General features: G+C 62.9%; 23 protein-coding genes. 20 read left to right on the top strand and 3 right to left on the bottom strand.

Going from position 1 to position 24,737, the window contains the following annotated elements:
* The first annotated feature begins 758 nt into the window (after positions 1 to 758).
* Positions 759 to 1,754, top strand: a complete 996-nt coding sequence (locus tag VI26_RS11615; protein ID WP_048409910.1) for a 2-hydroxyacid dehydrogenase — start codon at positions 759 to 761, stop codon at positions 1,752 to 1,754.
* Between the two features lie 7 nt (positions 1,755 to 1,761).
* Here the strand turns inward: VI26_RS11615 and yaaA are convergent, their stop codons facing one another.
* Entirely contained in the window at positions 1,762 to 2,535 is a 774-nt protein-coding gene (yaaA, locus tag VI26_RS11610; protein WP_048409909.1) for a peroxide stress protein YaaA, read from the bottom strand.
* 132 nt (positions 2,536 to 2,667) lie between these two features.
* On the opposite strand from yaaA, the gene dtd reads away from it, so the two are divergent.
* Entirely contained in the window at positions 2,668 to 3,120 is a 453-nt protein-coding gene (gene dtd, locus VI26_RS11605) for a D-aminoacyl-tRNA deacylase (protein ID WP_048409908.1), read from the top strand.
* 6 nt (positions 3,121 to 3,126) lie between these two features.
* Complete coding sequence (locus tag VI26_RS11600; RefSeq protein WP_082151019.1) at positions 3,127 to 4,206, top strand: FUSC family protein; 1,080 nt, start codon at positions 3,127 to 3,129, stop codon at positions 4,204 to 4,206.
* A gap of 56 nt (positions 4,207 to 4,262) precedes the next feature.
* Here VI26_RS11600 and VI26_RS11595 read toward each other — a convergent pair whose 3' ends face one another.
* Together VI26_RS11595 and gloB are read right to left on the bottom strand one after the other, a co-directional pair.
* The gene (locus tag VI26_RS11595; RefSeq protein WP_231581006.1) at positions 4,263 to 5,942 is read right to left on the bottom strand and encodes a LysM peptidoglycan-binding domain-containing protein; all 1,680 of its coding nucleotides are present in this window, start codon (positions 5,940 to 5,942) and stop codon (positions 4,263 to 4,265) included.
* Between the two features lie 268 nt (positions 5,943 to 6,210).
* Complete coding sequence (gene gloB, locus VI26_RS11590) at positions 6,211 to 6,975, bottom strand: hydroxyacylglutathione hydrolase (protein WP_048409906.1); 765 nt, start codon at positions 6,973 to 6,975, stop codon at positions 6,211 to 6,213.
* Positions 6,976 to 6,988: 13 nt separating this feature from the next.
* Between gloB and VI26_RS11585 the strand changes: the two genes are divergently transcribed.
* The 17 genes from VI26_RS11585 (at position 6,989) to VI26_RS11500 (ending at position 24,689) form a co-directional block, all read left to right on the top strand.
* Positions 6,989 to 7,750 (top strand): class I SAM-dependent methyltransferase, encoded by a 762-nt coding sequence (locus VI26_RS11585; protein WP_048409905.1) that lies wholly within the window; start codon positions 6,989 to 6,991, stop codon positions 7,748 to 7,750.
* 9 nt (positions 7,751 to 7,759) lie between these two features.
* Positions 7,760 to 8,203, top strand: coding sequence for a ribonuclease HI (rnhA, locus tag VI26_RS11580; protein WP_048409904.1), 444 nt, complete (start codon positions 7,760 to 7,762; stop codon positions 8,201 to 8,203).
* A gap of 188 nt (positions 8,204 to 8,391) precedes the next feature.
* The gene (locus VI26_RS11575; protein WP_048409903.1) at positions 8,392 to 8,871 is read left to right on the top strand and encodes a hypothetical protein; all 480 of its coding nucleotides are present in this window, start codon (positions 8,392 to 8,394) and stop codon (positions 8,869 to 8,871) included.
* A 213-nt stretch (positions 8,872 to 9,084) separates the two neighbouring features.
* The gene (locus tag VI26_RS11565) at positions 9,085 to 9,741 is read left to right on the top strand and encodes a response regulator transcription factor (protein WP_048409901.1); all 657 of its coding nucleotides are present in this window, start codon (positions 9,085 to 9,087) and stop codon (positions 9,739 to 9,741) included.
* Positions 9,738 to 12,764, top strand: a complete 3,027-nt coding sequence (locus VI26_RS11560) for a sensor histidine kinase (RefSeq protein ID WP_053074370.1) — start codon at positions 9,738 to 9,740, stop codon at positions 12,762 to 12,764. The genes VI26_RS11565 and VI26_RS11560 overlap by 4 nt, the downstream gene beginning before the upstream one ends.
* A 58-nt stretch (positions 12,765 to 12,822) precedes the next feature.
* Positions 12,823 to 13,596: a DNA polymerase III subunit epsilon gene (gene dnaQ, locus VI26_RS11555; protein WP_369799206.1), complete on the top strand. Its 774-nt coding sequence runs from the start codon at positions 12,823 to 12,825 to the stop codon at positions 13,594 to 13,596.
* Positions 13,593 to 14,276 carry a 2-C-methyl-D-erythritol 4-phosphate cytidylyltransferase gene (ispD, locus tag VI26_RS11550; RefSeq protein WP_048409899.1) on the top strand — a complete coding sequence of 228 codons (684 nt, stop codon included), beginning with the start codon at positions 13,593 to 13,595 and terminating at the stop codon, positions 14,274 to 14,276. Before dnaQ ends, ispD begins: the two co-directional genes overlap by 4 nt.
* A complete protein-coding gene (gene ispF, locus VI26_RS11545; RefSeq protein ID WP_304413459.1) occupies positions 14,272 to 14,754 on the top strand; it encodes a 2-C-methyl-D-erythritol 2,4-cyclodiphosphate synthase in 483 nt (160 codons plus the stop codon). The genes ispD and ispF overlap by 5 nt, the downstream gene beginning before the upstream one ends.
* A gap of 329 nt (positions 14,755 to 15,083) precedes the next feature.
* Positions 15,084 to 15,743: a ribose-5-phosphate isomerase RpiA gene (gene rpiA, locus VI26_RS11540; RefSeq protein ID WP_048409897.1), complete on the top strand. Its 660-nt coding sequence runs from the start codon at positions 15,084 to 15,086 to the stop codon at positions 15,741 to 15,743.
* A 113-nt stretch (positions 15,744 to 15,856) separates the two neighbouring features.
* The gene (gene phoU / locus VI26_RS11535) at positions 15,857 to 16,558 is read left to right on the top strand and encodes a phosphate signaling complex protein PhoU (RefSeq protein WP_048409896.1); all 702 of its coding nucleotides are present in this window, start codon (positions 15,857 to 15,859) and stop codon (positions 16,556 to 16,558) included.
* Between the two features lie 327 nt (positions 16,559 to 16,885).
* Positions 16,886 to 18,379 carry an exopolyphosphatase gene (ppx, locus tag VI26_RS11530; RefSeq protein ID WP_369799207.1) on the top strand — a complete coding sequence of 498 codons (1,494 nt, stop codon included), beginning with the start codon at positions 16,886 to 16,888 and terminating at the stop codon, positions 18,377 to 18,379.
* A 7-nt stretch (positions 18,380 to 18,386) separates the two neighbouring features.
* Positions 18,387 to 19,466: a magnesium/cobalt transporter CorA gene (gene corA, locus VI26_RS11525; protein ID WP_048409894.1), complete on the top strand. Its 1,080-nt coding sequence runs from the start codon at positions 18,387 to 18,389 to the stop codon at positions 19,464 to 19,466.
* 175 nt (positions 19,467 to 19,641) lie between these two features.
* Positions 19,642 to 19,965 carry a hypothetical protein gene (locus VI26_RS11520; protein WP_156183847.1) on the top strand — a complete coding sequence of 108 codons (324 nt, stop codon included), beginning with the start codon at positions 19,642 to 19,644 and terminating at the stop codon, positions 19,963 to 19,965.
* A 12-nt stretch (positions 19,966 to 19,977) separates the two neighbouring features.
* Complete coding sequence (locus VI26_RS11515; protein WP_048409892.1) at positions 19,978 to 20,289, top strand: DUF1484 family protein; 312 nt, start codon at positions 19,978 to 19,980, stop codon at positions 20,287 to 20,289.
* A 361-nt stretch (positions 20,290 to 20,650) separates the two neighbouring features.
* A complete protein-coding gene (locus tag VI26_RS11510; RefSeq protein WP_053074369.1) occupies positions 20,651 to 21,265 on the top strand; it encodes a fimbrial protein in 615 nt (204 codons plus the stop codon).
* Positions 21,266 to 21,348: 83 nt separating this feature from the next.
* Entirely contained in the window at positions 21,349 to 22,074 is a 726-nt protein-coding gene (locus VI26_RS11505) for a molecular chaperone (RefSeq protein ID WP_197081444.1), read from the top strand.
* An 80-nt stretch (positions 22,075 to 22,154) separates the two neighbouring features.
* Positions 22,155 to 24,689 (top strand): fimbria/pilus outer membrane usher protein, encoded by a 2,535-nt coding sequence (locus VI26_RS11500; protein WP_082151017.1) that lies wholly within the window; start codon positions 22,155 to 22,157, stop codon positions 24,687 to 24,689.
* Positions 24,690 to 24,737 lie beyond the last annotated feature (48 nt).

The following is a 24,737-nucleotide window of genomic DNA, read 5'->3' as shown; positions in this document are numbered from 1 at the left end:
AATGATTTCCGCCAAGTAAAATCCTATCGTATCCCCTGGGGGTGGCTTGTCTGAGTAGTGATTTTTGTCACTTAAAATGGAAGGCTTAAGCCTGTGTGCGGAGCAATGGTCCAACGACTAAGTCTCTAAATGATAATGGGGTTTTAAGGCTATGCTTAATGCTTCGGGCCTTTCTATGGTGGGGATCAATAACTGGAGCTATTCATCCAGCGGCGAGGCGCTGCTGGTGAAAGGTCAAGGTGAGAGCGGTGGCGGAGACAATGGCAAAAGCGGTGGAAATCGTTTGAAGCGCTGTAGGTAGGGCATTCCATTTGATTTAGCTACGCTTATTTGCAGTTTCCGAAATCGCAAGCTTCAGAAGCGGGGAGGGTAACGGTGGGAATGGTGATCTGAGGTTGGGTCGCGGCAGTGGCGGGGTGAGCTTGGGTTGGAAATGTCATTAGCAAGTTAATTCTTATTTGATAGTATGAACATTTTCATACATTTGTATTTTAGGTCCGGATGATGAAAATCCAGTGACCCGTTTTATGTCTATAGAATAATTTTTCCGATTGCGTTGCTCTGAATTGAGACGCATCAGTTGGTGAAAGTGTGCATTTACCGCTAAACCCGTGGGTTTGCCGCAACATCGAGCAAGGCGATGACTGGCTGAGCTGAGGCCGCCGCCAGGTTTAATGGTCCGGATTGCATGTTCCGCTTCTGGGTCGGTGCGGCGCTGACTTATAGTGGTTTCATCCATCGCATTCAGGAGCCGCAGCATGCGTATTGCCGTTTTTGACACCAAGAATTACGACCGCCACGCGCTTCAGGCCGCCAATGGCAAGCACGGCCATCAGTTGCAGTTTTTCGAGCCGCGCTTGAACCTGGACACCGTGGGTCTGGCCCAGGGGTTCGACGCGGTGTGCCCCTTCGTCAACGACAGATTGGACGCCATGGTGGTGGCGAAGCTGGCTGCTGAGGGTGTGAAGCTGGTGACGCTGCGCTGCGCCGGCTACAACGGTGTGGATCTAGCGGCTTGCCGCCAGCACGGCATCGCGGTGACCCGGGTGCCAGCCTATTCTCCGCACGCGGTGGCTGAACATGCCTTTGCTTTACTGTTGGCGGTGGTGCGCCGTATTCACAAGTCCTACACCCGGGTGCGGGAGATGGATTTTTCTCTGGATGGACTGGTGGGCTTCGATCTTCACGGCAAGACCATGGGGGTGTTGGGCGCCGGCCGCATCGGCCAGGCCACGATGGCCATCGCCCGCGGCTTTGGCATGCGGGTGCTGGCCTATGATCTGTATCCCAATGCCGGGTTGGCGGCGAGCCTGGGCTGCGAGTTCGTGTCCTTGGACGAAATCTGGAGCCAGGCGGACGTGATCAGCCTGCATCTGCCGCTGACGGCGGACAGCCGGCACCTGGTCAATCGCGATACGCTGGCGCGGATGAAACCGGGCGCGGTGTTGATCAATACCAGCCGCGGCGGCCTGGTCGATACCGCGGCGCTGCTGGAGGCCTTGAAGGCTGGTCGCTTGTCCGGCGTGGGCCTGGACGTGTACGAGATGGAAGAGGGCGTGTTTTTCGAGAATCTGTCGGAAAGCGGGCTGCAGGACGATCAGTTGGCGCGGCTGCTGACCTTTCCCAATGTGCTGGTGACTTCGCACCAGGGTTTTCTGACGCGCGAGGCGCTGATGAATATCGCCGACACCACCTTGGGCAATGCCGGCGCTTTTGAGCGGGGAGAGGCGTTGGTCAACGCCATCTCCGCCTAGTTCAAGTTCAGGGCAGATCGCGGCGGAACACCCAGCTGAGCTCGCTGGAGGCCGCCGCATCGAAGGCATAGCCGGCGCTGTCGAAGTGCTTGAGCTGTTCCGGTTGGCTGACCTGATGCAGCGCGGCCCAGCGCGCCATCATGCCGCGCGCGCGCTTGGCGTAGAAGCTGATGATTTTGTACTGGCCGTTCTTGCGGTCCTGGAATACCGGGGTGATCAGGCTGGCGTTGAGCTTGGCCGGCTTCACCGCCTTGAAGTACTCCTCAGAGGCCAGGTTCACCAGCACCGGGTCTTTTCTTTGCTCCAGCACCGCGTTCAGCGCGTGAGTCACGGTGTCGCCCCAGAACTCATACAGGTTTTTGCCGCGGGAAGTGTTCAGCCGGGTGCCCATCTCCAGCCGGTAGGGCTGCATCAGGTCCAGCGGCCGCAGCGTGCCGTAGAGGCCGGACAAGATGCGCAAATGGCTTTGCAAATAGCTCAACTGGCCCGGCTCCAGGCTGGCGGCGTTCAGGCCTTCGTAGACATCGCCCTTGAACGCCAGCACCGCCTGCTTGGCGTTTGCCGGGCTGAACGGCGCTTGCCAGTCATGGTAGCGGCCCACGTTCAACTGCGCCAGCGCGTCGCTGATGCTCATCAGCTTGCCGATTTCCAGCGGGCTCTTGGCGCGCAGCGTCTGGATCAGCTCGGCGCTGTGATCCAGAAAATCCGGTTGAGTGTATTGATCAGTGGCGGCGGGGGTGTCGAAGTCCAGCGTCTTGGCTGGCGAGATGACCATCAGCATGAGGCGAATCCTTATTGAGCAAGCTCCATTGTACTGGACTGAGCCCGGCTTGGCCCGCCTCGTGACCAGCGGCGGGCTTGGCCCTAGAATGCAAGTCTGCATTTGAATTCATTTTTCCGGCAAGGAGACGGCATGAGGGTATTGGTGCAAAGGGTGCGGCAGGCATCGGTCACGGTGGAGGGCGCGGTGCGCGGCGAGATCGGCGCGGGCTTGCTGTTGCTGGTGGGCGTGGAAGAAGCGGACGGGCCGGAGGATATCGTCTGGTTGACGCGCAAGCTCAGCCAACTGCGTATTTTCAATGACGAGGCCGGGGTGATGAACCGTTCGGTGCTGGATTGCGGCGGCGAGGTGCTGGCGGTCAGCCAGTTCACCCTGTTCGCCAGCACCAAGAAGGGGAACCGGCCGTCGTACTCGCGGGCCGCGCGGCCGGAGCAGTCCAAACCGCTGTTCGATCAATTCGTCGCCGCGATGGCGCAAGCCCTGGGCAAGCCAGTGCCAACCGGGGTGTTCGGTGCCGATATGCAGGTGGCGCTGGTCAATGACGGCCCGGTGACAATCTGGCTGGACAGCAAGTCCATGGAGTAGACGCGGATGAATGCGAGTCGGCTGACATCGTGGCGGATATTGCTGACGCCTTATTACCTGAACCTGTACGCGCGGCAGGCGCATGTGCTGCGCGTGGCCGCGGCGTTCTGGGTCGGACTGGCGCTGAACCTGTTGCTCACCATCCCGCACGGCAGCTGGATGCTGGTGACCATTCTGATCGTGCTGGGCAGTGTGCCGCATTGGGGCGGAGTGAGGCGCAAGGCCTTGCAGCGCATGGGCGGCTCCTTGCTGGGCGCGGCCGCGGGCCTGGTGGCGATGGCCCTGTATCGCCATTCGCCGTTGTCCTGCTATGCATGGATGACGGCGCTGGTGATGCTCAGCGCCTGGTTCGCATTGGGCAAGGGCGAATACCTGGCCTTGCTGGTGGGCCTGACCATGGTGATCGTGGCCGGCCTGGGCAATGAACCGGTGGAAGCGGCGCTGTGGCGCGGCTTCAATGTGCTGGCCGGCTCGTTGCTGGGGCTGGCCGCCGCCGGCCTGTTTCCGCTGCGGGCGATAGACAGCTGGCGTTTCCTGCTGGCGGACAATCTGCGCGAAGCGGCGGCGCTGTACAGCAAGATCGCGCGGCGCCGCGAGGTGGACGCCGGCGTGGCGCTGGAACGCTTCAACGGCAGGCTGATACGTATGCGCGCGCTGGTGGCGGCTGCGGTGCAGGAATCCGGCCTGCCGGCCGCGCGTTTCGACGCGATCCAACGGCGCCAGCGCTCCTTGTGCAGCTTGCTGGACCGGATGGGCGAGGTGGCGCAGGCCACGCCGGCGCTCAGCGATGGCGCGGAACAGCGCCGCGCCATCGTTCGGGTCTTGATGCGGGCGGCGCATGGCATGCGCTTCAATCAGCCGGCGCTGCTGGCGGAGCCGCTGGACGCGGCGCTGAGTCCGCTGGCGCTGGACAAGCCATCGTATTGCCATTGGCTGGCGGCGGAGTTCAACCTCGCCAGCGAGCATCTGCGCGCGGATCTGGCGGAACTGCTGCCCCTGCTGATGCAAGTGCCGCCGCCCAGCCGTGGCATTTTGCTGCTGGTTTGGCACTGGCTGAGCAGCGCCAGCCAGGGGCGCAGCCGCTAGCGGCGGACAAGAAAAAAGCCAGGGCTCGCCCTGGCTTTTTCTGTGTGCCGATGCGTTTATAGGCCCTGGATGCGCACTTTCTGCCCCGGTTGCAAGCGGGTCAGTTGGCGGGAGTCGTTCCAGCGCTGGATATCGTTGTGGTTGACGCCGAAGCGGCGGGCGATGCTGAACAGCGTGTCGCCGCGCTGCACCACGTATTCCGCCGGCACGCTGCCGGTGGCGCGCTGACTGGTCTGCAGGCCGCTGACCTTCAGCAAGGCGTCCTGCTGCGCGTTGGCGCGGCTGTTGTCGGCCAGCAGCGTTACGCTGACGCCTTTGTCTATGGGCTTGTTGATGTTGAGCACCTGGCCCACTTTGACGATGTTGGAGTCCATACCGTTGACGGTTTTCAAGTCGTCCAGGCCAATATCGAAGCGGCGGGCGATGCTGTACAGCGTATCGCCGGCGGTCACGGTGTAGTTGCCGTCGGCATCGGCGCTGATTGCGGCCGGGGCCGCGGCCACGGTTTCCGCCGGCTTGATGTCCTGACGCGGCGCGGCGGCCGGAGCCGGGCTGGCCAGGGCCACCTGCACGGGCTTGGCTTCGGCGGGTTGGACGCTGGGCACCGGCATCGCTTTCGGGCTGTCCGCCTGCGCCAGCAGGGTGGCGCCGTTGCCCCTCTCAGGCAGCGAGGTATCGGTGGCGTCCAGCGGGCGGATGTCGCGCTGGTCCTTGCTCATCGCCACCAACACGGGCTGGCCGGCTTTCAGCGAGCCGCTGGACAGATTGTTGGCGGCCAGCAGCTGCCCCGCGCTCATGCCGTGCTCGCTGGCGATCTGGCTGGCGCTGGTGTCGGCCGGCGGGGTGTAAACCTCCCAGGTCAGCAGCGGCTTGTCCCACTTGGCCAGATTGGCCTCGAACTTGTCGGCCTTGGCCGCCGGGATCAGCATCTGCCGGCCGTTCTTGTGCGCGTACACCGGCAGATTGAACGCCGGGTTCAGTTCCTTGAATTCATTGATGGACATGCCGGCCAGTTTGGCGGCGATGTCGATATTCATATGCTTGCCGGTGGATACGGCGACGAAATAGGGCTTGTTGGGGAATTTGTCCAGGCGCACGCCGAACTTGGCCGGATCATTGAGAATATTGCGTACCGCCAGCAACTTGGGCGCGTAGTTTCGCGTCTCGTTGGGCATGCGGATATTCTCGTAAGTCACTTCCTGTCCGCTGGCCTGCAGGCGGGCGATGGCGCGGGAAACATTGCCCTCGCCCCAGTTATAGGCGGCCAGCGCGATATTCCAGTCGCCGAATTGCGCGTACAGGTTTTCCAGATAATCCAGCGCGGCGCGGGTGGCTTCGGTCACATCGCGGCGACCGTCGTACCACCAGGTTTGCTCCAGGCCGTACTGGCGGCCGGTGGCCGGCATGAACTGCCACAGGCCGGCGGCGCCGACATGGGACTTGGCGGTGGGCACGAAGGCGCTTTCCACCAGCGGCAGCAGCGCCAGTTCGGTGGGCATGCCGCGGCGCTCCACCTCGTTCATGATGTGAAACAGATATTTTCTGCTGCGGTCCAGCGTGCGGCGGAAATATTCCGGCTTGCTGGCATAAAAGCGTTCCTGGCGCCGCACGATGTCGGCATTCACTTCCGGCAGTTGGAAACCTTCGCGAGCGCGTTCCCAAACATTATCGCCATTGCGTAGCAGGCTGGAGTTCAGCAGCATCATGTCCAGGCCCGCGGCCAGGCCCTCGTCCACGCCGACGGATTGGCGAAACGCCCCATTCTCCGCATGCGCGGCAGAGGCAAACACAACAGCAAATGACAACGATAGTGCCAATGGGGTGAAGCGATTCATTTGGCGGGCCCGGAATTCTGATTTCGGCTGATGCTAAACAGCCAACATAGGGGTGTCAACCAAAAAGCCAAATTAATTCATGCGCTTTGCTGACATATAGGCCATGCAGACTGTCATGTGCCAGTTATTTTTTACAGTGGCGATCATGATTCAGCTTATTGTCATGGTTTTAAAAGCGGTTTTTCCATTCCCGCAGCGCAGCAAACACCTCGACAACGTCATGCAGCGGCTGCCCGCTCCAATGCGCCGCGGCTTGCCGCACCGCCGGCGCGTCCGCGCGCAGGAACGGGTTGCTGGCGCGTTCCAGGCTCATGGTGGACGGCAGCGTGGGCAGATTCTGCTCGCGCAGTTTCTGGTCCCGGCTCATGCGGATGGCCAGCACCGGGTTGCCGGGGTCCACCGTCAGCGCGAAGTGCAGATTGGACAAGGTGTATTCATGCGCCGGATACACCTTGGTGGCGTCCGGCAGCGCGGCCAGCTTGCTCAGTGAGTCGTGCATCTGCCGCGGCGTGCCTTCGAACAGCCGGCCACAGCCGGCGCCGAACAGGGTGTCGCCGCAGAACAGCGCGCCGGCTATCAGGTAGGCCAGATGGTTCAGCGTGTGCCCCGGAACCTCCAGCACCGTGGCCGTGCCGAAGGAAAGCTCGACGCTGGCGCCCTCCATCACCGGATGGTTGACGGCGGCGATGTCGGCCGGACCGTAGACCGCGGCCTGCGGCCAGCGTGTCAGCAGCTCGGCCACGCCGCCGATGTGGTCGGCATGATGGTGAGTAATCAGGATGGCTTCCAGCTGCAGGCCTTCGCGCTGCAGGAAGGCGATGGCCGGCGCGGCTTCGCCCGGGTCAACCACGACAGCGCGGCCGCCATGATGTAAAACCCAGATATAATTGTCACTGAAGGCCCCTACCGGGCTGACGGTGAATTTGGCTGGCATAAGGCTTCTCTTGATGAAGAATTCGTTTAGCGACTGGCTGACCTCCAGCGAATTGGGTCGCTATCTGCTGGAGCGCGAGCAGGCTTATTTCGACCGCGCCGTCGCCGACGTGTTCGGATTCCACGCGGTGCAGCTGGGTTTGCCGGAAGTGGATTTCCTGCGTGCCAACCGCATCCCATGGCAGTGCCGCGTCGCCGCCTCCGGGCCGGCGCACATCGCCTGCAATCCCGAGCAACTGCCGTTTGAAAGCCGCAGCCTGGACCTGCTGGTGATGCCGCATGTGCTGGATTTTACCACCGTGCCGCACCAGGTACTGCGTGAAGCCGAACGCGTGTTGATGCCGGAAGGGCGTTTGATCCTCACCGGCTTCAATCCGGTATCGCTATGGGGCGTGCGCAGGCTGATCCAGGGCCGCGCCGCGGTGCCGTGGAGCGGCCATTTCCTGTCGCTGGTGCGCATCAAGGACTGGCTGACACTGCTGGAGCTGGAGCCCGCCGCCGGCGGCTTCATGGCTTACGCGCCGCCGTTTTCCCGTTGCGACTGGGTGCTGCGTTTCGGTTTCATGGAGCGCGCCGGCGATCGCTGGTGGCCGCTGGCCGCCGGGGTGTACGGCATCGAGGCCGTCAAGCGTCAGCGCGGCATGCGGCTGATTCTGCCCAGTTGGAAACAGGCCAAGGCCAAGGCCGGCCTGGCGGTGGCCGCCGGCAATGAGCGCCATCACAGCCATCGCGGCTACGACACAACAGACCAAGCGGGGCAGGAACCCCGTCAATAACGAGACAGCATGACGACAGACGACAAAGTAGAGATGTATACCGACGGCGCCTGCAAGGGCAATCCGGGGCCGGGCGGCTGGGGCGCGCTATTGCGCTTCAAGGGCAAGGAAAAGGAATTGTGCGGCGGCGAGGCCAATACCACCAATAACCGCATGGAACTGCTGGCGGTGATCAAGGGCCTGGCCACCTTGAACCGGCCGTGTAAAGTGGTGGTGTATACCGACTCCCAATACGTGCAAAAAGGCATTTCCGAATGGATACACGGCTGGAAGGCGCGCGGCTGGAAAACCGCGGCCAAGGAGCCGGTGAAAAACGCCGATCTGTGGCAGCAACTGGACGCGGAACGCAACCGTCATCTGCATGTGGAATGGCGCTGGGTCAAAGGCCACGCCGGCCATGAATACAATGAAAGGGCGGACCAACTAGCCAACCGCGGCGTAGAGCTGGCTTGATCCTGCGGCGGCGAAGCCTGGCGCCGCAGGCCTGGTTTGCGTGTTGCGGAACCGGGCCGGTGCGCCGGGTTTTTTAACCTTTTTTTAGATTGTTATCGGCTTTTTTCGCTCTCCATTAATCTGAGTCCGCCAATGAGAACGCTTATTACTTTGGCAAACTTAACTCATTAATTTATGGAGAACAAAACATGAAGCCATTCCTTCTTGCGGTCGCCGGCGCGCTGACCATGTGCGGCGTCCAGGCCATGGCCGCCGAGACTTACGCCCTGGATCTGATCAATAACAGCGGCTGCGTGATCAAGTATGCTTTGAGCGGCGAGCCGGAGCAGAAAGTTGTCGCGCCGGGCGCCAAGGTCAATCTCAGCATCGCCAATGATCAAGTGGCGATTTATCCGGGTTCCAAGTTCGGTAATAGTTGTCACTTCGACCAAACCCTGGAGCTGGGGATGATTGGGCAGGGCTCCGCCCAACTGCTCAGCTCCAACTGGAGTGGCACCCGCAAGCCGCTGCTGATCAAGGGCAATCTCGGCGTTGCCTCTTTTATTTTCGACAAAGAAGTAAAGCAGGGCACCAGCAGCGCGATTGGAGTGATCAACCGCAGCTTCAATAACCTGAATGGCAATAAGCGCGAGATCAAGATCGAAGTCGCCGATTCTGCGGCTAGCTGACGGCGCGTCCTCTATTCGTCGCCCTTGGCGGGAAACCCCGCGGGCTTGAGCGGCGGAAGAGCAAAATAACATCCGGCCCGGACCCGGCGCGTTAGCGCGGCGGTCCGGGCCGCTTCGATATTGGGCTGCGGGAGTGGATTTATGGGCTTAAGGCTGAAGCCGGACCTAATATTCAAGAGGCGGTGGGCCGTGCCCGGCACCTCAAAGGACATCATGAAAACGCATCACATCATAGTGGCGGACGACCACCCGATGGTGGTCAATGGCTTGATTCATATTTTAAGGGATAAGGCCGGGCTGGAGATCTCCGCGACGGCCTCCAGCACCGACGAATTGTTCGCCGCGCTGGAATCCAAGCCCTGCGACATTCTGGTTTGCGATTTCTCCATGCCTTCGGGTGAACTCAGCGACGGGGTGCTGATGTTCAGCCGCATCCGCCGCCAGTTTCCCGGCCTTGGCATCGTGATTCTGACCATGGTGGATCAACTGTCGGCGATACGGGCCTTGCTGGACCTGGGCATCCATTGCATCGTCAGCAAGCGGGATGCCGAGGAGCACCTGTCCCGAGCGCTGCTCTGTGCAATGCAGGCGCGCAAGTTCTTTTCCCCGGCGATGGCCGAGATCGTCGACAAGATCGAACTGGAGCGCCGCACCGCCGGCAAGCAGGAATTGACCACGCGCGAGGCGGAAGTGGTGCGCTTGTTCGCTGCCGGCATGACCGTTACGGAGATCGCCGCCAAACTGAAGCGCAGTAAAAAAACCATCAGCACCCAGAAAATGAGCGCCATGCGGAAAATGGGCGTGCAGCGGGATTCGGACTTGGTGATGCAGTTTCTGGGCCTGATGGACGCGCGCGAGTCATCCACTTGAAATCAAAATCCAAAGCCGCCGCCGGAGGCCGCGCCAATGCGCTGCGCGCGTTTTTTGCCGAGGTGGCCTACCAACTGCCGCGCAGTCAGGAACTGCATGGGCTGCAGCGGGTGATGAGAGCGGTTTTTCTTTTGGCCGGCATCGTGATCTCCATTGCGTTGCTGATTATTTCCGGCCTGGTGGTGCACGGTGTATTCAAGGATGAACTGGACGATATCGTCAAAAATTTTAGTCTGGTGAACAAAGCGCTGGACAATGATATGGCCAACTACAATATCAATAACTTTTACTTGGCCGAAAAGTATCAGCAAGCCTGGGAAAAGCGCGAACACGCGCCGGCGCCCATGGTGCGGCAATTCCTCGCCAACAAGGGCTATCTGGAATTGCACCAGCGCGGCGACCCTTTCCTGACCTTTGCCTTGGGCGATCCGACGGCCTTGAGCACAGACACCTTGAGCCATTATCTGGAACTGAGCCGGCAAGTGGCCAGACAACTGGCGCAAGAAACCTTCCAGTTCCAGATCATCGGCATCAACTACACCTTTCCGGCCAAAGGCGCTTATCTGCTGATTGATTTCAATCGCAAGATCGAACTGCCTCAAGCGGTGGGCGCGCCGGTCGCGCCCTTGCTTGCTCGTCTGACCCAGGGCCTGCCGGATTTCCAGTCCGAGCACATGGCGGCGTATATTCGCCAGCACCCCAAAAAACCGTGGATAGACATCTTCGTCGATCCGCTCACCGGGCGGCCGGCCATCCGGCTGACCAAGGTGGTGCAGGCCCATGGCCGGCCGGTGATTTTTTGGGTGAAGAGCCTGGACATCAAGATCCTGCAACAATTAAGCCCCTACCTGGGCAAGTACTCGGCGGAGCTGTTCATCGACAATCGCGGCAAGCTCATTTACGGCTCGCTGGACGCGAGCCCGGCCATCGCCGCCTTTGCCCGCCAGGCGGCGCAAACGCAAAGCAAGGAAGCGGTCAGCGTCAGCTATCACGCCGGGAATATCTTCATCGTCGAGCACCTGCCGTTCCTGGGCTGGAGCCATGTGCAAGTGGTGTCCTGGAAAAGCTTCGCCCATAGCAGCTGGCGGCTGGCGGCCCTCACCGTGGCGCTGCTGGCGCTGGCCTTGCTGTTTCTGTGGCTGAGCCTGTGGCTGCTGGAACGCCAACTGATCGCGCCGGCTTTTTCCCGCTCCCAGCGCACCCTGGAGAGCGAGGACCTGAACCGCACCATGGTGCGCACCGCGCCGGCCGGCCTGGCCTTGTACGCCATCGAGGACGCCCGCATCATCCTGCAAAACCGCGTGATGGACGACTGGGAGCGCCAATCCAAGCATGGCGCCACCTTTCAGAGCCTGCTGCGGGCGCAGCCCATTTCGCCTGGCGAGTACGGCAACGATGCGCTGGACCGGCTGATCCAGTTGGAACTCGACGACGGCGCCACGCTGGACTTGCATGTCCACGCGGTGCACAGCAAATACCTGGGCGTAGACGTGCTGCTTTGCCATGTCGTCGACGTCACCGCGATCAAGACCACCGAGCGCAAGCTGGACGAAGCGCGCAAGAAGGCGGAAGAGGCCAACCGGGCCAAATCCCAGTTCCTGGCGGTGATGAGCCATGAAATCCGCACCCCGCTCAATGCGGTGCTGAGCAGCCTGGAACTGCTGGCGCGCTCGCCGCTGGCGGCGGCGCAGCGGCAAAGGCTGCGCGTGGCGGAAAACTCCTCGCAGGCGCTGCGCGAAATCGTCAACGACATTCTGGACCTGTCCAAGGTGGAAGCCGGCCAGATGACGCTGGAGCGCATCCCCTTCAACCTGCGGACACTCAGCCAGGAGGTGGCGCAGGGCATGGCGCCGCTGGCGCAGGCCAAGGGCCTGGCCTTCACCGCGGTGATCGACGAGGACCTGGCGCCGGCCTATCTGGGCGATCCGGCGCGCATCCGCCAAATCATGTTCAATCTGCTGAGCAATGCCATCAAATTCACCGATAGCGGCGAAGTCATCTTCGAAGTCTACCCCCAGCAAGAAGAAGCGGCGGATTCTCCCATCGTGATCGGCGTCATCGATAGCGGCATCGGCATCGCCGAAGAGGATCAGGGGAAAATATTCGCCGAATTCACTCAGGCCGACACCTCGATTTCACGGCGCTTCGGCGGCACCGGCCTGGGCCTGTCGCTATGCAAAAAGTTGAGCGAGCTGATGCAGGGCAGCCTGGAATTCAGCTCGGAACTGGGGCTGGGCAGCGCTTTCAGCGTGACGCTGCCCTTGCCGGCATGCGAGCAGGCGGCGCAGGCCGTGGCAGCGCCGCGGGCCGCCGAGCCGCCCGCCGGCGGCGAACGGCATGGCCGCATCCTGGTGGTGGACGACTACCAAGTGAACGGCGAACTGATCCGGGACCAACTGATCGAACTGGGCTACGATGCCGACGTGGCGAACAGCGGCGCCGATGCGCTGCGCCTGGCCGGCCTGCGCCGCTACCAACTGATCGCCACCGATCTCAATATGCCCGGCATGGACGGCTACGCGCTGGCGCGCGCCTTGCGGGAACACGCGGTGGCCGCGCCCATCATCGCCATCACCGCCCATGCCGGAGAAGAAGAAAACCGGAACTGCGCCGAGGCGGGAATCAGCGGCATCCTGCTCAAGCCGGTGTCCCTGGCCATGCTGGACCAGGCGATGCGCGCGCATCTGCCCGCGGCGCGTCCGCCGGCGGAGGCTAGCGACAGCGGCGCGCGCCCGGCCTTGACCGCCGAGCGCTTGCAACTGCTGCTGGACAGCCTGGAATCATCGCTGCACAGCCTGGACGCGGCCGCCCAGGCGCGGGATGAGCGGGGGATGCAAGATCAACTGCATGCGATAAAAGGCGTATTCGCGATGCTGCGTATCGATCCGGTGGTGCAAATGTGCCAAACTCTCGAAGATTTTGCGCGGACCGGCGCCGCCGACGCCGTCGCGCAGCAATTGAGCGGCCTGCGGCAACTGGCGCACCGGCAACTGCGGGAGCAGGGCTTGTGGCGGCAGGCGTAGCGCGGCAAGACGCGGGCGCGGTAATGTAAAAACGATTCAGGATGCAGGACAGAAGTGTATGAGCAATAGCAGTGACGCTAAAGAAATGAGTGGATCGCGCAGCGACGGCGTGCCGCGCTATGTGATTCTGGATACCGAAACCACCGGTCTCGAACACGCCCAGGGCCATCGCATCATCGAATTCGCCGGCCTGGAGATGATCAACCGCAAGCTCACCGGCAAGCACCTGCATCTCTACATCCACCCGGAGCGCGAGATCGACCCGGACGCCCAGCGCGTGCACGGCATCTCGCTGGAATTCCTGGAAGGCAAGCCCAAGTTCCGCGAAGTGGCCGAACAAATGGCCGACTTCCTGCGCGGCGCGGAACTGATCATCCACAACGCGCCGTTTGACGTCGGCTTCCTCAACGCCGAATTCGACAGAGTGGGCCTGCCGCCGATCAACAAGCTGTGCGCCAATGTGATCGACACCCTGCGCGAAGCGCGCGACCAGTTCCCCGGCAAGCGCAACAGCCTGGACGCCTTGTGCGACCGCTTCGAGATCGACCGCTCCAACCGCACGCTGCACGGCGCGCTGGTGGACTGCGAACTGCTGTCCGAAGTGTATCTGTGGATGACCCGCGGCCAGGAAAGCCTGGTGATGGACATCGACATGGACCTGCCCGGCGGCCAGGACGGCTCGATGAACTTCGAGCGCAAGCCGCTGCTGGTCAAGCGCGCCAGCGAACAAGAACAGGCCGACCACCAAAGCTATCTGAACGAACTGGACAAATCAGTCAAAGGCACTTGCTTGTGGCGCAGCCTGGAAGCGCCGGCCGGAGACGGCGCGTGAGCCGTTACCTGGCGCTGGTGCCGGCCGCCGGCCACGGCAGCCGCTTCGGCGCGCCCAGCCCCAAGCAATACCTGCAACTGAACGGCAAGCCGCTGATGTGGCACACGCTGCGGGCGCTGGCGGCGGTGGCCGCCATCGACACCGTCGCGGTGGTGATCTCGCCCAACGACGAATGGTTCGACGACTTCGACTGGGACCTGCCCAAGCTGCAAGTGCTGCGCGTGGGCGGCGCCAGCCGCGCCGAAAGCGTGCGCAACGGCCTGGACGCGCTGGACTGCGCCGCCGACGACTGGGTGCTGGTGCACGACGCCGCGCGCTGCTGCCTGTCCGCGGATGCGGTGGAACGGCTGCTGGCCGAAGTGGGCGACGACCCGGTGGGCGGCCTGCTGGCGCTGCCGGTGCCGGACACCGTCAAGCGCGCCGACGCCGAACGACGCGTGGCGGTCACCGTCTCGCGCGCCGACCTGTGGCTGGCGCAGACCCCGCAGATGTTCCGCCACGGCCCGCTGCGGCAGGCGCTGCAAGGCGCGGGCCTGGACGCCATCACCGACGAAGCCTCCGCGATAGAACGCAGCGGCGGCAAGCCGCTGCTGGTGGAAGGCGATGCCCAGAACTTCAAAGTGACCTACCCGCGCGACCTGGCCCTGGCGCGCGCGGTGCTGGCGGCAAGAAAGGATTGAGATGTTTCGAATCGGACAAGGTTACGACGTGCACCGCCTGGTGGAAGGGCGGCCGCTGATTCTCGGCGGCGTCGTCATTCCCCACGACAAAGGCCTGCTCGGCCACTCCGACGCCGACGCGCTGCTGCACGCCGTCACCGACGCGCTGCTGGGCGCGGCCGCGCTGGGCGACATCGGCCGCCACTTCCCGGACACCGCCGCCGAATTCAGGGGCGCCGACAGCCGCGCGCTGCTGCGCGAAGCCGCCAAGCGCGTGCGCGCCGCCGGCTGGCGGCCGCTGAACGTGGACAGCACCCTGATCGCGCAGCAGCCCAAGCTCGCGCCGCACATCGACGCGATGCGCGCGGTGATCGCCGCCGACCTCGGCCTGGACCTCGGCGCGGTCAACGTCAAGGGCAAGACCAATGAAACCCTGGGCTACCTGGGGCGCGGCGAAGCGATAGAAGCGCAAGCCGTCTGCCTGCTGGTGCCAGTGTAAGAACCTGTTCAACGCCGTATCGCCAACGCGTAGCAGATCGTAAACAGGTTCTAAGAGCCTGTTCAAAGTCTCGCGAGCAAGAGCGAGACAAGGCGAAAACGGCTGAGAAAGCGGAATGTACACACGGTACATGAGCATTTCGAAGTCGTTTTCAACGCCGTATCGCCGAAGCACAGCAGACTATGAACAGGTTCTAAGAATGAACGCGGTTTCGCCTGCGTCAAACCGAAGCAAGCCCCGCCGCGCTACGATAGATGACAGGTGTCTGGCGGCTCGCCCCGTGCCATAATCCGCCCGGCGCAACCCATCCCAACACAGGAGGCATTACCATGTTGACCCAGGACCAGCTGAAGCTTGCCGTAGCCAAGAAAGCCATCGAATTCGTGCCGGACGACTGCATCGTCGGTGTCGGCACCGGCAGCACCGTCAACCTGTTCATCGAAGAACTGGCCGCCATCAAGGGCCGCATCCGCGGCGCGGTATCCAGCTCCGACGCCTCCACCGCCCGCCTCAAGGCCCACCACATCCCGGTCTACGACCTCAACGAAGTGGACGCGCTGCAGGTTTACATCGACGGCGCCGACGAAATCAACCACCACCTGCACATGATCAAGGGCGGCGGCGCGGCGCTGACCCGCGAGAAGATCGTCGCCAGCGTGGCGGACCAATTCATCTGCATCGCCGACGAAAGCAAATACGTCGCCATGCTGGGCGCCTTCCCGCTGCCCATCGAAGTGATCCCGATGGCGCGCAGCTACGTGGCGCGCGAACTGGTCAAGCTGGGCGGCCACCCGGAACTGCGCCAAGGCGTGACCACCGACAACGGCAATGTGATCCTGGACGTGCACGGCCTGAAAATCCAGAAGCCGGTGGAACTGGAAGAAATCATCAACCACCTGGCCGGCGTGGTCACCTGCGGCCTGTTCGCGCGCCGTCGCGCCGACGTACTGGTGTTGGGACGGCAAAGCGGCGTGGAAGAAATCCGATAAGGCGCTAGGCCAAGCCTGGCCGCCGCGCGCAAACGGGCAGATGAATTGTCACATCGGCGTCATCTGCCCGCATTAACATAGCGTTTTTTGACTGGTTTTGGTTTGAGGCAGACATGGCAGAACATATTTCCAAGCAGTTCGATATGGAGCTGGAAACCATCCGCACCCGCGTCCTGCAAATGGGCGGATTGGTGGAGCAGCAGATCTTGTCCGCGGTGGACGCGCTGCTGGCCGGCGATATTGAAAAGCTGGACAAGGTGATCGCCGAAGACGCGCTGGTCAACGCGATGGAAGTCACCATCGACGACGACTGCCTGCACATCATCGCCCGCCGCCAGCCGGCCGCCAGCGATCTGCGCATCGTGTTCACCGTGATCAAGGTGATCACCGACCTGGAACGCATCGGCGACGAAGCCAAGAAAATCGCGCGCATGGGCAAGACCATCTACCAGTCCGAGCGCTATCAGATGCCGCGTTTCCGCGAAATCGAAAAAATGGCCGACGTAGCGCTGGGCATGCTGCGCCGCGCGCTGGACGCCTTCGCCCGCCTCGACACCAGCGCCGCGCTGGAACTGGCCGAAGCGGACCAGGAACTGGACGAAGACTTCGCCGCTGAACTGCGCCAGTTGATCACCTTCATGATGGAAGACCCGCGCACCATCAGCATGTCCATCGACACCCTGTTCATCTCCAAGGCGATAGAGCGCATTGGCGACCACGCCACCAATATTTCCGAATACGTGGTCTACCTGGTCAAGGGCAAGGACATCCGCCACACCACCTTGGAAACCAAGAAGCGCGAAACCCTGGGATGAGCCCGGCGGCGCCGACCACGGCGACTTGACATGACGGTTTGACTAAAATGGCGGTAACATTCGGTGTTGCCGCCATTGTTGCGTCTGGCGTCCGTGCCCGCCTTGGCGTTAGAACCTGTTTACGATCTGCTGCGCGTCGGCGGGATGGATAGAAATGGGCGTTGAAACCGAGCTAAAAATGCTCATGTACCACGAGTACATTCCGCTTCTTCAACCGTTTTCGCCTTGTCTCGCCTTAGCTCGCGAGATCGTAAACACGTTCTTAGAACTCATGACGAATCCACCCCGCGCCCGGCGCGGGCCTAGATAAAGAGAGAAGGGGTGTCTTTGACACTGACCACGCCCCCCAATAACGTGCTCGCCACCATAGACATGGGCTCCAACAGCTTCCGCCTGCAAGTGTCGCGGGTGGTGGACGACCAACTATACGCGCTGGACGTGATGAAAGAGACCGTGCGCCTGGGCGCCGGCCTGACCGCGGACAAATACCTGGACCAGGAAACCCAGGACAAGGCGCTGGCCTGCCTGGCCCGCTTTGGCGAACGCCTGCGCGGCTTCACCCCGGCGCAAGTGCGCGCCGTGGGCACCAACACCCTGCGCGTGGCCAAGAACGCCGCCGACTTCATCGCCAAGGCCGAGCCGCTGCTGGGCTTCCCGATAGAAGTGATCGCCGGCCGCGAAGAAGCGCGGCTGATCTACCTGGGCGCCGCCCACTCCCTGCCGGACACCAAGGAACGGCGCATGGTGGTGGACATCGGCGGCGGCTCCACCGAATTCATCATCGGCAGCCACTACAAGGCCCTGGTCACCGAAAGCCTGCCGCTGGGCTGCGTCAGCTTCACCCTGCGCTACTTTGGCGACGGCAAGCTGAGCCAGGCAAACTTCCAGGACGCCATCCTGGCCGCGCGCAATGAAATCCAACGCATCGCCCACCAATACCAGCGCGAAGAATGGCAACTGGCGGTGGGCACCTCCGGCACCGCGCGCTCGCTGCGCGACGTGCTGGAAATCAATGACTGGAGCAGCGCCGACATCACCCTGGCCGGCATGGAAAAGCTCAAGACGCTGCTGATCCGTCAGGGCGACATCAAATCCATCGACGTCAACGGCCTCAAGGCCGACCGCGCGCCGGTGCTGGCCGGCGGCCTCGCCATCATGATCGCGGTGTTCCAGGAACTGGCCATCGACAAAATGACGGTGGCCGAAGGCGCGTTGCGCGACGGCGTGCTATACGATCTACTGGGCCGCCAACGCGAGAAGGACATGCGCGACACCACCGTCACCCAGTTCAAGCGCCGCTACCACGTGGACACCGCCCAGGCCGAGCGCGTCACCACGCTGGCCGAACGCCTGTACCGCATGGTGGCCGGCGAAGACGTCGACCAATCCATGCTCAAGCGCCTGCTGTGGGCGGCCAAGCTGCACGAAATCGGCCTCACCATCTCCCATACCGCCTACCACAAGCACTCCTCCTACATCCTGCAGCACGCCGACATGCCCGGCTTCTCCAAGCGCGAACAAGCCACCTTGGCCGCCATCGTGCTGGGCCACCGCGGCGACATGGGCAAGATGCGCCAATACATGGAAGACGCCAGCCTGTGGCAGGCCGTGGTGGCGCTGCGCCTGGCGGTGCTGTTCCACCGCAGCCGCAACAGCATCACGCTGCCGGACCGGCTGGACCTGCGCCAGCACGCCACCGGCTTCGCGCTGACGCTGAACAAAGCCTGGCTGAAAGGCAGCCCGCTCACCGCCAGCGGCTTCAAGCAGGAAATCGGCCAATGGAAAAACGTCGGCTTCGTGCTCGACATCGAGCAAGTGTGAACCGCCGATGCGCCACGCCACGCTGAAAAAACGCATCCCCACGCTGGGCGAAGCCCCCGGCACCCTGCTGTCGGTGGGCGAGGCCAAGCTGCCGGAAGCCTCGATCTCCCTGTTTGAATACGGCCCGGAGCAACTGCAGGAAACCGTGTTCCAGACCGTGGCCGAAGGCCTGGCCCACCAGCCCGCCGGCGGCGTGCTCTGGCTCAACGTCTACGGCCTGCACCAACCGGAAGTGATGCGGGCGATAGGCCAGCGCTTCGGCCTGCACGCGCTGGTTTTGGAAGACATCATGAACGCGCGGCAGCGGCCCAAGGTGGAAGACTACGGCGACTACCTGTTCATCGCCGGCCGCGTGTTCGACTACCACCAGCACAGCGAAAAAGGCACCGGGCGGCTGCTGTCCGACCAGATCTACCTGGTCATCGGCCGCCGCTTCGTGCTCACCTTCCAGGAACGCCCCACCGGCGTGTTCGAAGAAGTGCGCGAACGGCTGCGCCGCGGCCGCGGCCTGCTGCGCCACAAGGACGCCGACTACCTGGGCTACTCCTTGCTGGACGCGATGATAGACGACTACTTCGGCGTGCTCACCGAGTTCAACGAAAGAGTGGAACGCATGGACAGCACGCTGCTGCGCGGCCGCGACCAAGGCGTGCTGCTGCAGATTCAGCGCCTGAAGCGCGACTGCCTGAAACTGCGCCGCGCGCTGATGCCGCTGCGCGAAATGCTGATCTCGCTCAACCGCGGCGAACACGGCTTCTTCAAGCCGGAAACCCTGGTCTATCTGCGCGACGCCTACGACCACACCATGCACGTGATCGAATCGCTGGAAATGTCGCGGGAAATGGTGGGCGACATGCTGGACCTCTACCTGTCCACCCAATCCCACCGTCTCAACCTGCAAATGCGCGTGCTCACCGTCTTGACCATGATCTTCATGCCGCTGACGCTGATCGCCGGCATCTACGGCATGAACTTCGAATACATGCCGGAGCTGAAATGGCATTACGGCTACCACCTGGTGCTGGTGGCGATGCTGGGCATTGCCGGCGGCTTGAGCTGGTTGTTCTGGAAGCGGCGCTGGTTGTAAACCCTATCCCCTGTTGTGGAATCCACGCCGGCGGCGCGCTGCGCCGGCGCTTGCCTTGACCCTCTCCGCCCAATCGGTAACAATCGCCGCGTACCGCAGGCATTCGCGGCACTCGGGTTTGACAGCCCGAAATCGCCAGACTCGCCACAGAATCTGCTATCTGAGGAGTCTACCGATGACGCATCCACACTGCCGGCGCTACCGCGCCTTATTCTCCCCCTCACTCCCGCTCAATCTCGTTCTCAAAAAACTACGCCGCATGCCCGGCATCGCCGCCGATCGCCTGCGCGCGCTGGAACGCCAATTGCAGATGCGCGAACACCATCTGCACCGCGCGATGCAAGACCTGCGCCAGGCCCAGCACAGCCTGTGCGCGATCCAAGCCTTGCTGCGCCAGGCCGGCGGCCAAGCCTGCCCCTGCGATGTGCTGCACATCACGCTGGAACCGGCGCAGCACTGGCTGCAACGCGGCATGACCACGCTGACCACGCGGCATTGACAGGAGACGACGATGAAAACCGCTATCCCGATACCCGGCCGCCATGCCTTGCGGCAACTGGAGCAAGCCTTGCACGCCCTCGCGGCGGACCCGCGCGCCCAAGCGCCGCTGGCGCAGGCGCAGCAAGCGCGGCAGCAACTGGAACAAGCGCTGAGCGACCACCTGGCGGTGCTGCGCGAAGCCGAGCTGGCCCTGAGCTGCGTGCTGACCCTGCTGCTGCGGCACGATGAAGAGCAGTTTGCCGGCAAGGCGCTGCGCGTATTGCTGGAACCGTTCCAGCAGCAGATGGAAGTGGCCTTGCATGGCTTGGAGGGCCTGCGTTAAGCCCGGTTGAGACCTTGACCCATCCACAACGGACCGCTGCCCCCGGGGCGCGGTCCGTTTTTGCATGCCGCGCGGCGTCATGGATGAAGGCGAGATCAGCGGAGCTGCCATCCCCGATTGGTGTTGAACGTGGGAGTGGCTTGATTGGTTGGTATTGGCAATAAAAATCAATGAAAAATCAATAAAATACGCTAAATGCCAGATTTTGGGATTTGTCTGGAAAGTTAGGATAAATCCTATATATGTAACAAATTGTAAACCATATGATGGCCTCGGAGTTTCCAGTGAGTTCAACGGCGCTTGCGCCGTGATATGCCGCCGGCAATATCGGCGGCTTTTTCTATCCGTGGGAGAGTGTGGTATGAAAACCTTGAACAGCAAGAAAGGCCAAATCGTATTGGCGGTGTTGGCCGCATTGGCCATGAGCCCTGCATTTGCCACTGAAGGAGAGACGGTTGTGCCCGACCCTATCTCGTTCGACGGCCAGATCGACTTCACCGGCAAAGTGGTGGCGGATACCTGCCGTCTCAGCTCGCCCAATGGCGACGCCACCAGCATCAAGGTGGATATGGGCGCGGTATCGATAGAGGATATCGGTACGGTGGAGGCTCCCATCTTCACCGGCAGCGGCAGCAAGCAAGTGGATTTCAATATCAACTGCACAACCGCGGCTAAAGTATCTATGACGCTGAACGGCAAGTCGCCGGAAGTGGTCACGGGCAACAAAATCCTGCGCGTCAACAATGGCAGTACCTCGGCCGGTTTTGCCAAGGGCGTGGGCATCGCGCTATACGATAAGTCCGGCTCTGGCAGCACGGCTTTCGACCTGACCAATGGGGAGTTGTTAAAGGAAACCGTCGCAGGGGCGGTAGGTGAAGTCCGCCGCGTCAGCTTTGCCGCCGCCTATGTCAAAAATGGCACGCCGTCAGCGGGTATCGCCAATGCCAGCCTGCCGTTTACGCTGACTTACCAGTAAATGCCAAGCTTGGCGCCCGGCGGGCGCCAAGCTTGGCCGCGTGCCCGCTTTGAACCTCTCTTGATTTCCCTATGGCGTTTCCGATGAAAACCATTTTGCTTCCTCTGCTGTTGGCCTTCACCTTGCAGCCGGCCTGGGCCAGCATTGCGCTGAACGGCACCCGCTTGATCTTCGATGGCAGCAATAAAGAAGCGCCTATCATCGTCAGCAATCAGGGCGAGGACATCCTGGTCCAGTCCTGGCTGGAGCCGGCGGAGGGACAGCCGGAAGAACTGCCGTTCGCGGTGACGCCGCCGCTGGCGCGCTTGCCGGCCAAGCAGCAACAACTGCTGCGCGTGCTCTATGCCGGCACGGGCGCGGCCGAGGACCAGGAAACCGTGTTTTGGCTGAATGTGCAGGAAATTCCGCAGGCTGCCAGCGGCGACAATGTGCTGCAACTGGCGGTGCGCCAGCGCATCAAGGTGTTTTTCCGCCCTAAATCCGTGGGCAGCGGCGCCGCGCTGCAAGCGCCGGCGGGCCTGCGCTGGAGCGTGCGCCAGCAGGATGGCAAGCCGCGGCTGCGTGTGGACAACCCCAGCCGCTACCACGTGACGCTGGTGGATTTGGCGCTGAAAAACGGCAAGGAGCTGGCCAAGGCCTATATGGTGGCGCCCGGCGGCAGCGGGCAATGGCCGTTGCCCACGGCGGCGGCGCAACTGCGCTACGGCATCATCAACGACTTTGGCGGCCACGTCGAATACGTGGTGTCGCTGGAACCCGGCCAGGAGGCGAACCCGCGTCAGCTGGAGCCACAGGACCCGCAACCCTGATTGAGGCCCGGTTGCAAGCCGGCCGCCGCCGATTCATCTCCGGATGGACTTGTCTTCGTTCTGCTTGAGTAAGCCCCGCCATGCGCCTACGTTCCGATAGCCTGTCTTGTCACGCCTTGCCGCGGCGCCGCTCCGCCCTGAAACCCGGCTGCCTGCTGATCTTGCTGGCGCTGGCGGAGTGGTCGCGGGCGGAAGAGGGGACGGCGCCGACCGCGCCGACCCTGCTGGCCTTCAACACCAACTTCATCAACGGCGCCGGCCGGCCGGCGGACTTGAGCGCGGTGCTGAGCGGCGGCAACGCCTTGCTGCCCGGCAGTTATCGCGTGGACGTGCTGGTCAACGACAGCCTGAGCGGACGCCGCGATGTGGTGTTCGTGCAAGACCCCGTCAGCGGCAGGGTGACGCCCTGCGTGGACGCCGCCTTGCTGCAAGCCGCCGGCGTGCAATTGCAGAGCCTGACCCCGCCGCTGGCGGAGGACGATCCGGCCTGTCTGGATCTGGTCGCGTTGATGCCGCAGGCGGCGGTGGATTACGACTCCACCCGGCTGCAATTGAAGCTGAGCATTCCGCAAGCCTTTCTGAGCCGCAGCGCGCGGGGCTATATCGACCCGGCCTTGTGGGACGAGGGCGTGGCCGCCGCCTACGTCAATTACCAGTTCAACGCCAGCGAGAGCCGCAACAGCGGCGTGGGCGGCAGCACCAACCGCAGCGCCTTCCTGGGCTTGCAGAACGGCATCAATCTGGGCGCCTGGCGCTTGCGCAACGACTCCACGCTGAGCTGGGCCGATGGCCAGTCCATGGACGCGCGCAGCAACCGCAACGTGCTGCAGCGCGACATCACCGCCTGGAAAAGCCAGCTGGCGCTGGGCGAGCAATACACCGATCCCACGCTGTTCGACAGCCTGCGCTTCCGCGGCGCGCAACTGTCCAGCGACGACGGCATGCTGCCGGACAGCGAACGCGGTTACGCGCCGGTGATCCGCGGCCAGGCGCAGAGCAATGCGGTGGTGGAAGTGCGCCAGAACGGCTATACCCTCTACCGCGCCAATGTGCCGCCGGGGCCGTTCGAACTGACCGATATCTTCCCCTCCGGCTCCAACGGCGACCTGGAAATCACCGTCACCGAGGCCGACGGCAGCAAGCGGGTGACGCAGCAGGCGTTTTCCAGCCTGCCGCTGATGTTGCGCAAGGGGCGCTGGCAGTACAGCGCCGCCATCGGCGAATACCAGGGCGGCCAGGATGTGCGTCCCAGCTTTGCCGCCGGCACCGTGGTTTACGGCATCGGCGACGACAGCACCGTGGCCGGCGGCCTGCAGTTCAGCGCTGATTTTCAGGCGCTGAACCTGGGCGTGGGCACCAATACGCCGCTGGGCGCGCTATCGCTGGATGTCACCCAGTCCGTCAGCCGCGCCCAGGGAGAACGGCGGCAGGGCCAGAGTGTGCGCCTGCTCTACGCCAGAACCTTTACCCGCACGCTGACCAATCTGACGCTGGCCGCCTATCGCTACTCCACCGCCGGCTACCGCAGCTTCAACGACCACGCCAGCGACCTGGCCGGCAACAGCCAGGCGAAGTTTGGCCGCAGCCGCTCGCGCATCGATCTGACCACCCAGCAGGACCTGGGCCGCGAGCGGCGCTTTGGCAGCCTGTACCTGAACCTGAGTCAGCAAAGCTATTGGGGCCAGAGCGGCGGCACCGGCAGCGTGGGCCTGGGCTATGGCAATAGCTGGAAGCGGCTGGGCTACAACTTCACGCTGAGCCGGAGCCGCGACAGCCGCCCCGGCGGCGTCAGCAGCACCCAGGCGATGCTGACCTTCTCGGTGCCGCTGGGCGACAAGCCGCGCTCGCCGCGGTTGTACTCCAACCTGAGCCATACCACCGGCAGCGGCGCTTTGCTACAAGCCGGCGTCAACGGCTATATGGGCGAGAACACCTCGTATTCGCTGCAGGCCGGGCATAGCAGCCGCGACGGCAGCAGCACCGCCGGCCTCAGCGTCAACCACAGCGCGGACTTTGTACAGCTGAGCGCGGCCTACAACGCGGCGCGTCAGTATCAATCCGGCAGCGTGGGCGCGTCCGGCGCCATCGTGGTCCATGGCGGCGGCGTCAACCTGAGCCGCACGGTGGGCGACACCTTCGCGCTGATGCAGGTGGACGGCTTGTCCGGGACCGAACTACGCGCCGGAGACGGCGGCAAGCTGGGGCGCAATGGCTATCTGGTGCAGCCGTATGCGCAGCCTTATCGCGTCAATACCTTGAACCTGGACACGCGGCAATTGGGCGCGGACGCGGAGCTGGAAGACACCGTCAAGCAGGTGGTGCCGCGGCGCGGCGCGGTGGTCAAGGGCGTGTTCAAGGCTAGGCGCGGGGTGCGCGCGCAGTTCACCCTGCTGCGGCCGGATGGCGGCAGCGTGCCGTTTGGCGCCAGCGTCAGCGGCGAAGACGGCAAGCCCTTGGGCATCGTTGATCCCAATGGCAAGGTGCTGGCGCTGCTGAAGCAGGAGACTGGCCGGCTGACGGTGGCATGGCGCGGCGGCCAGTGCGTGGCCGATTACCGGCTGCCGCCGGCCAAGGCCGGCCAGTACTACCAGCGCCGCCGCCTGAACTGCAACTGAGGGGCTGAGCATGGATTGGAAACGCTATGGCAGTTTGTTGTTGCTGCT

Source organism: Chromobacterium sp. LK1, assembly GCF_001043555.1.
GTDB classification, from domain to species: Bacteria; Pseudomonadota; Gammaproteobacteria; order Burkholderiales; family Chromobacteriaceae; genus Chromobacterium; species Chromobacterium aquaticum.
This window is presented reverse-complemented; position numbering and strand designations above follow the sequence as displayed.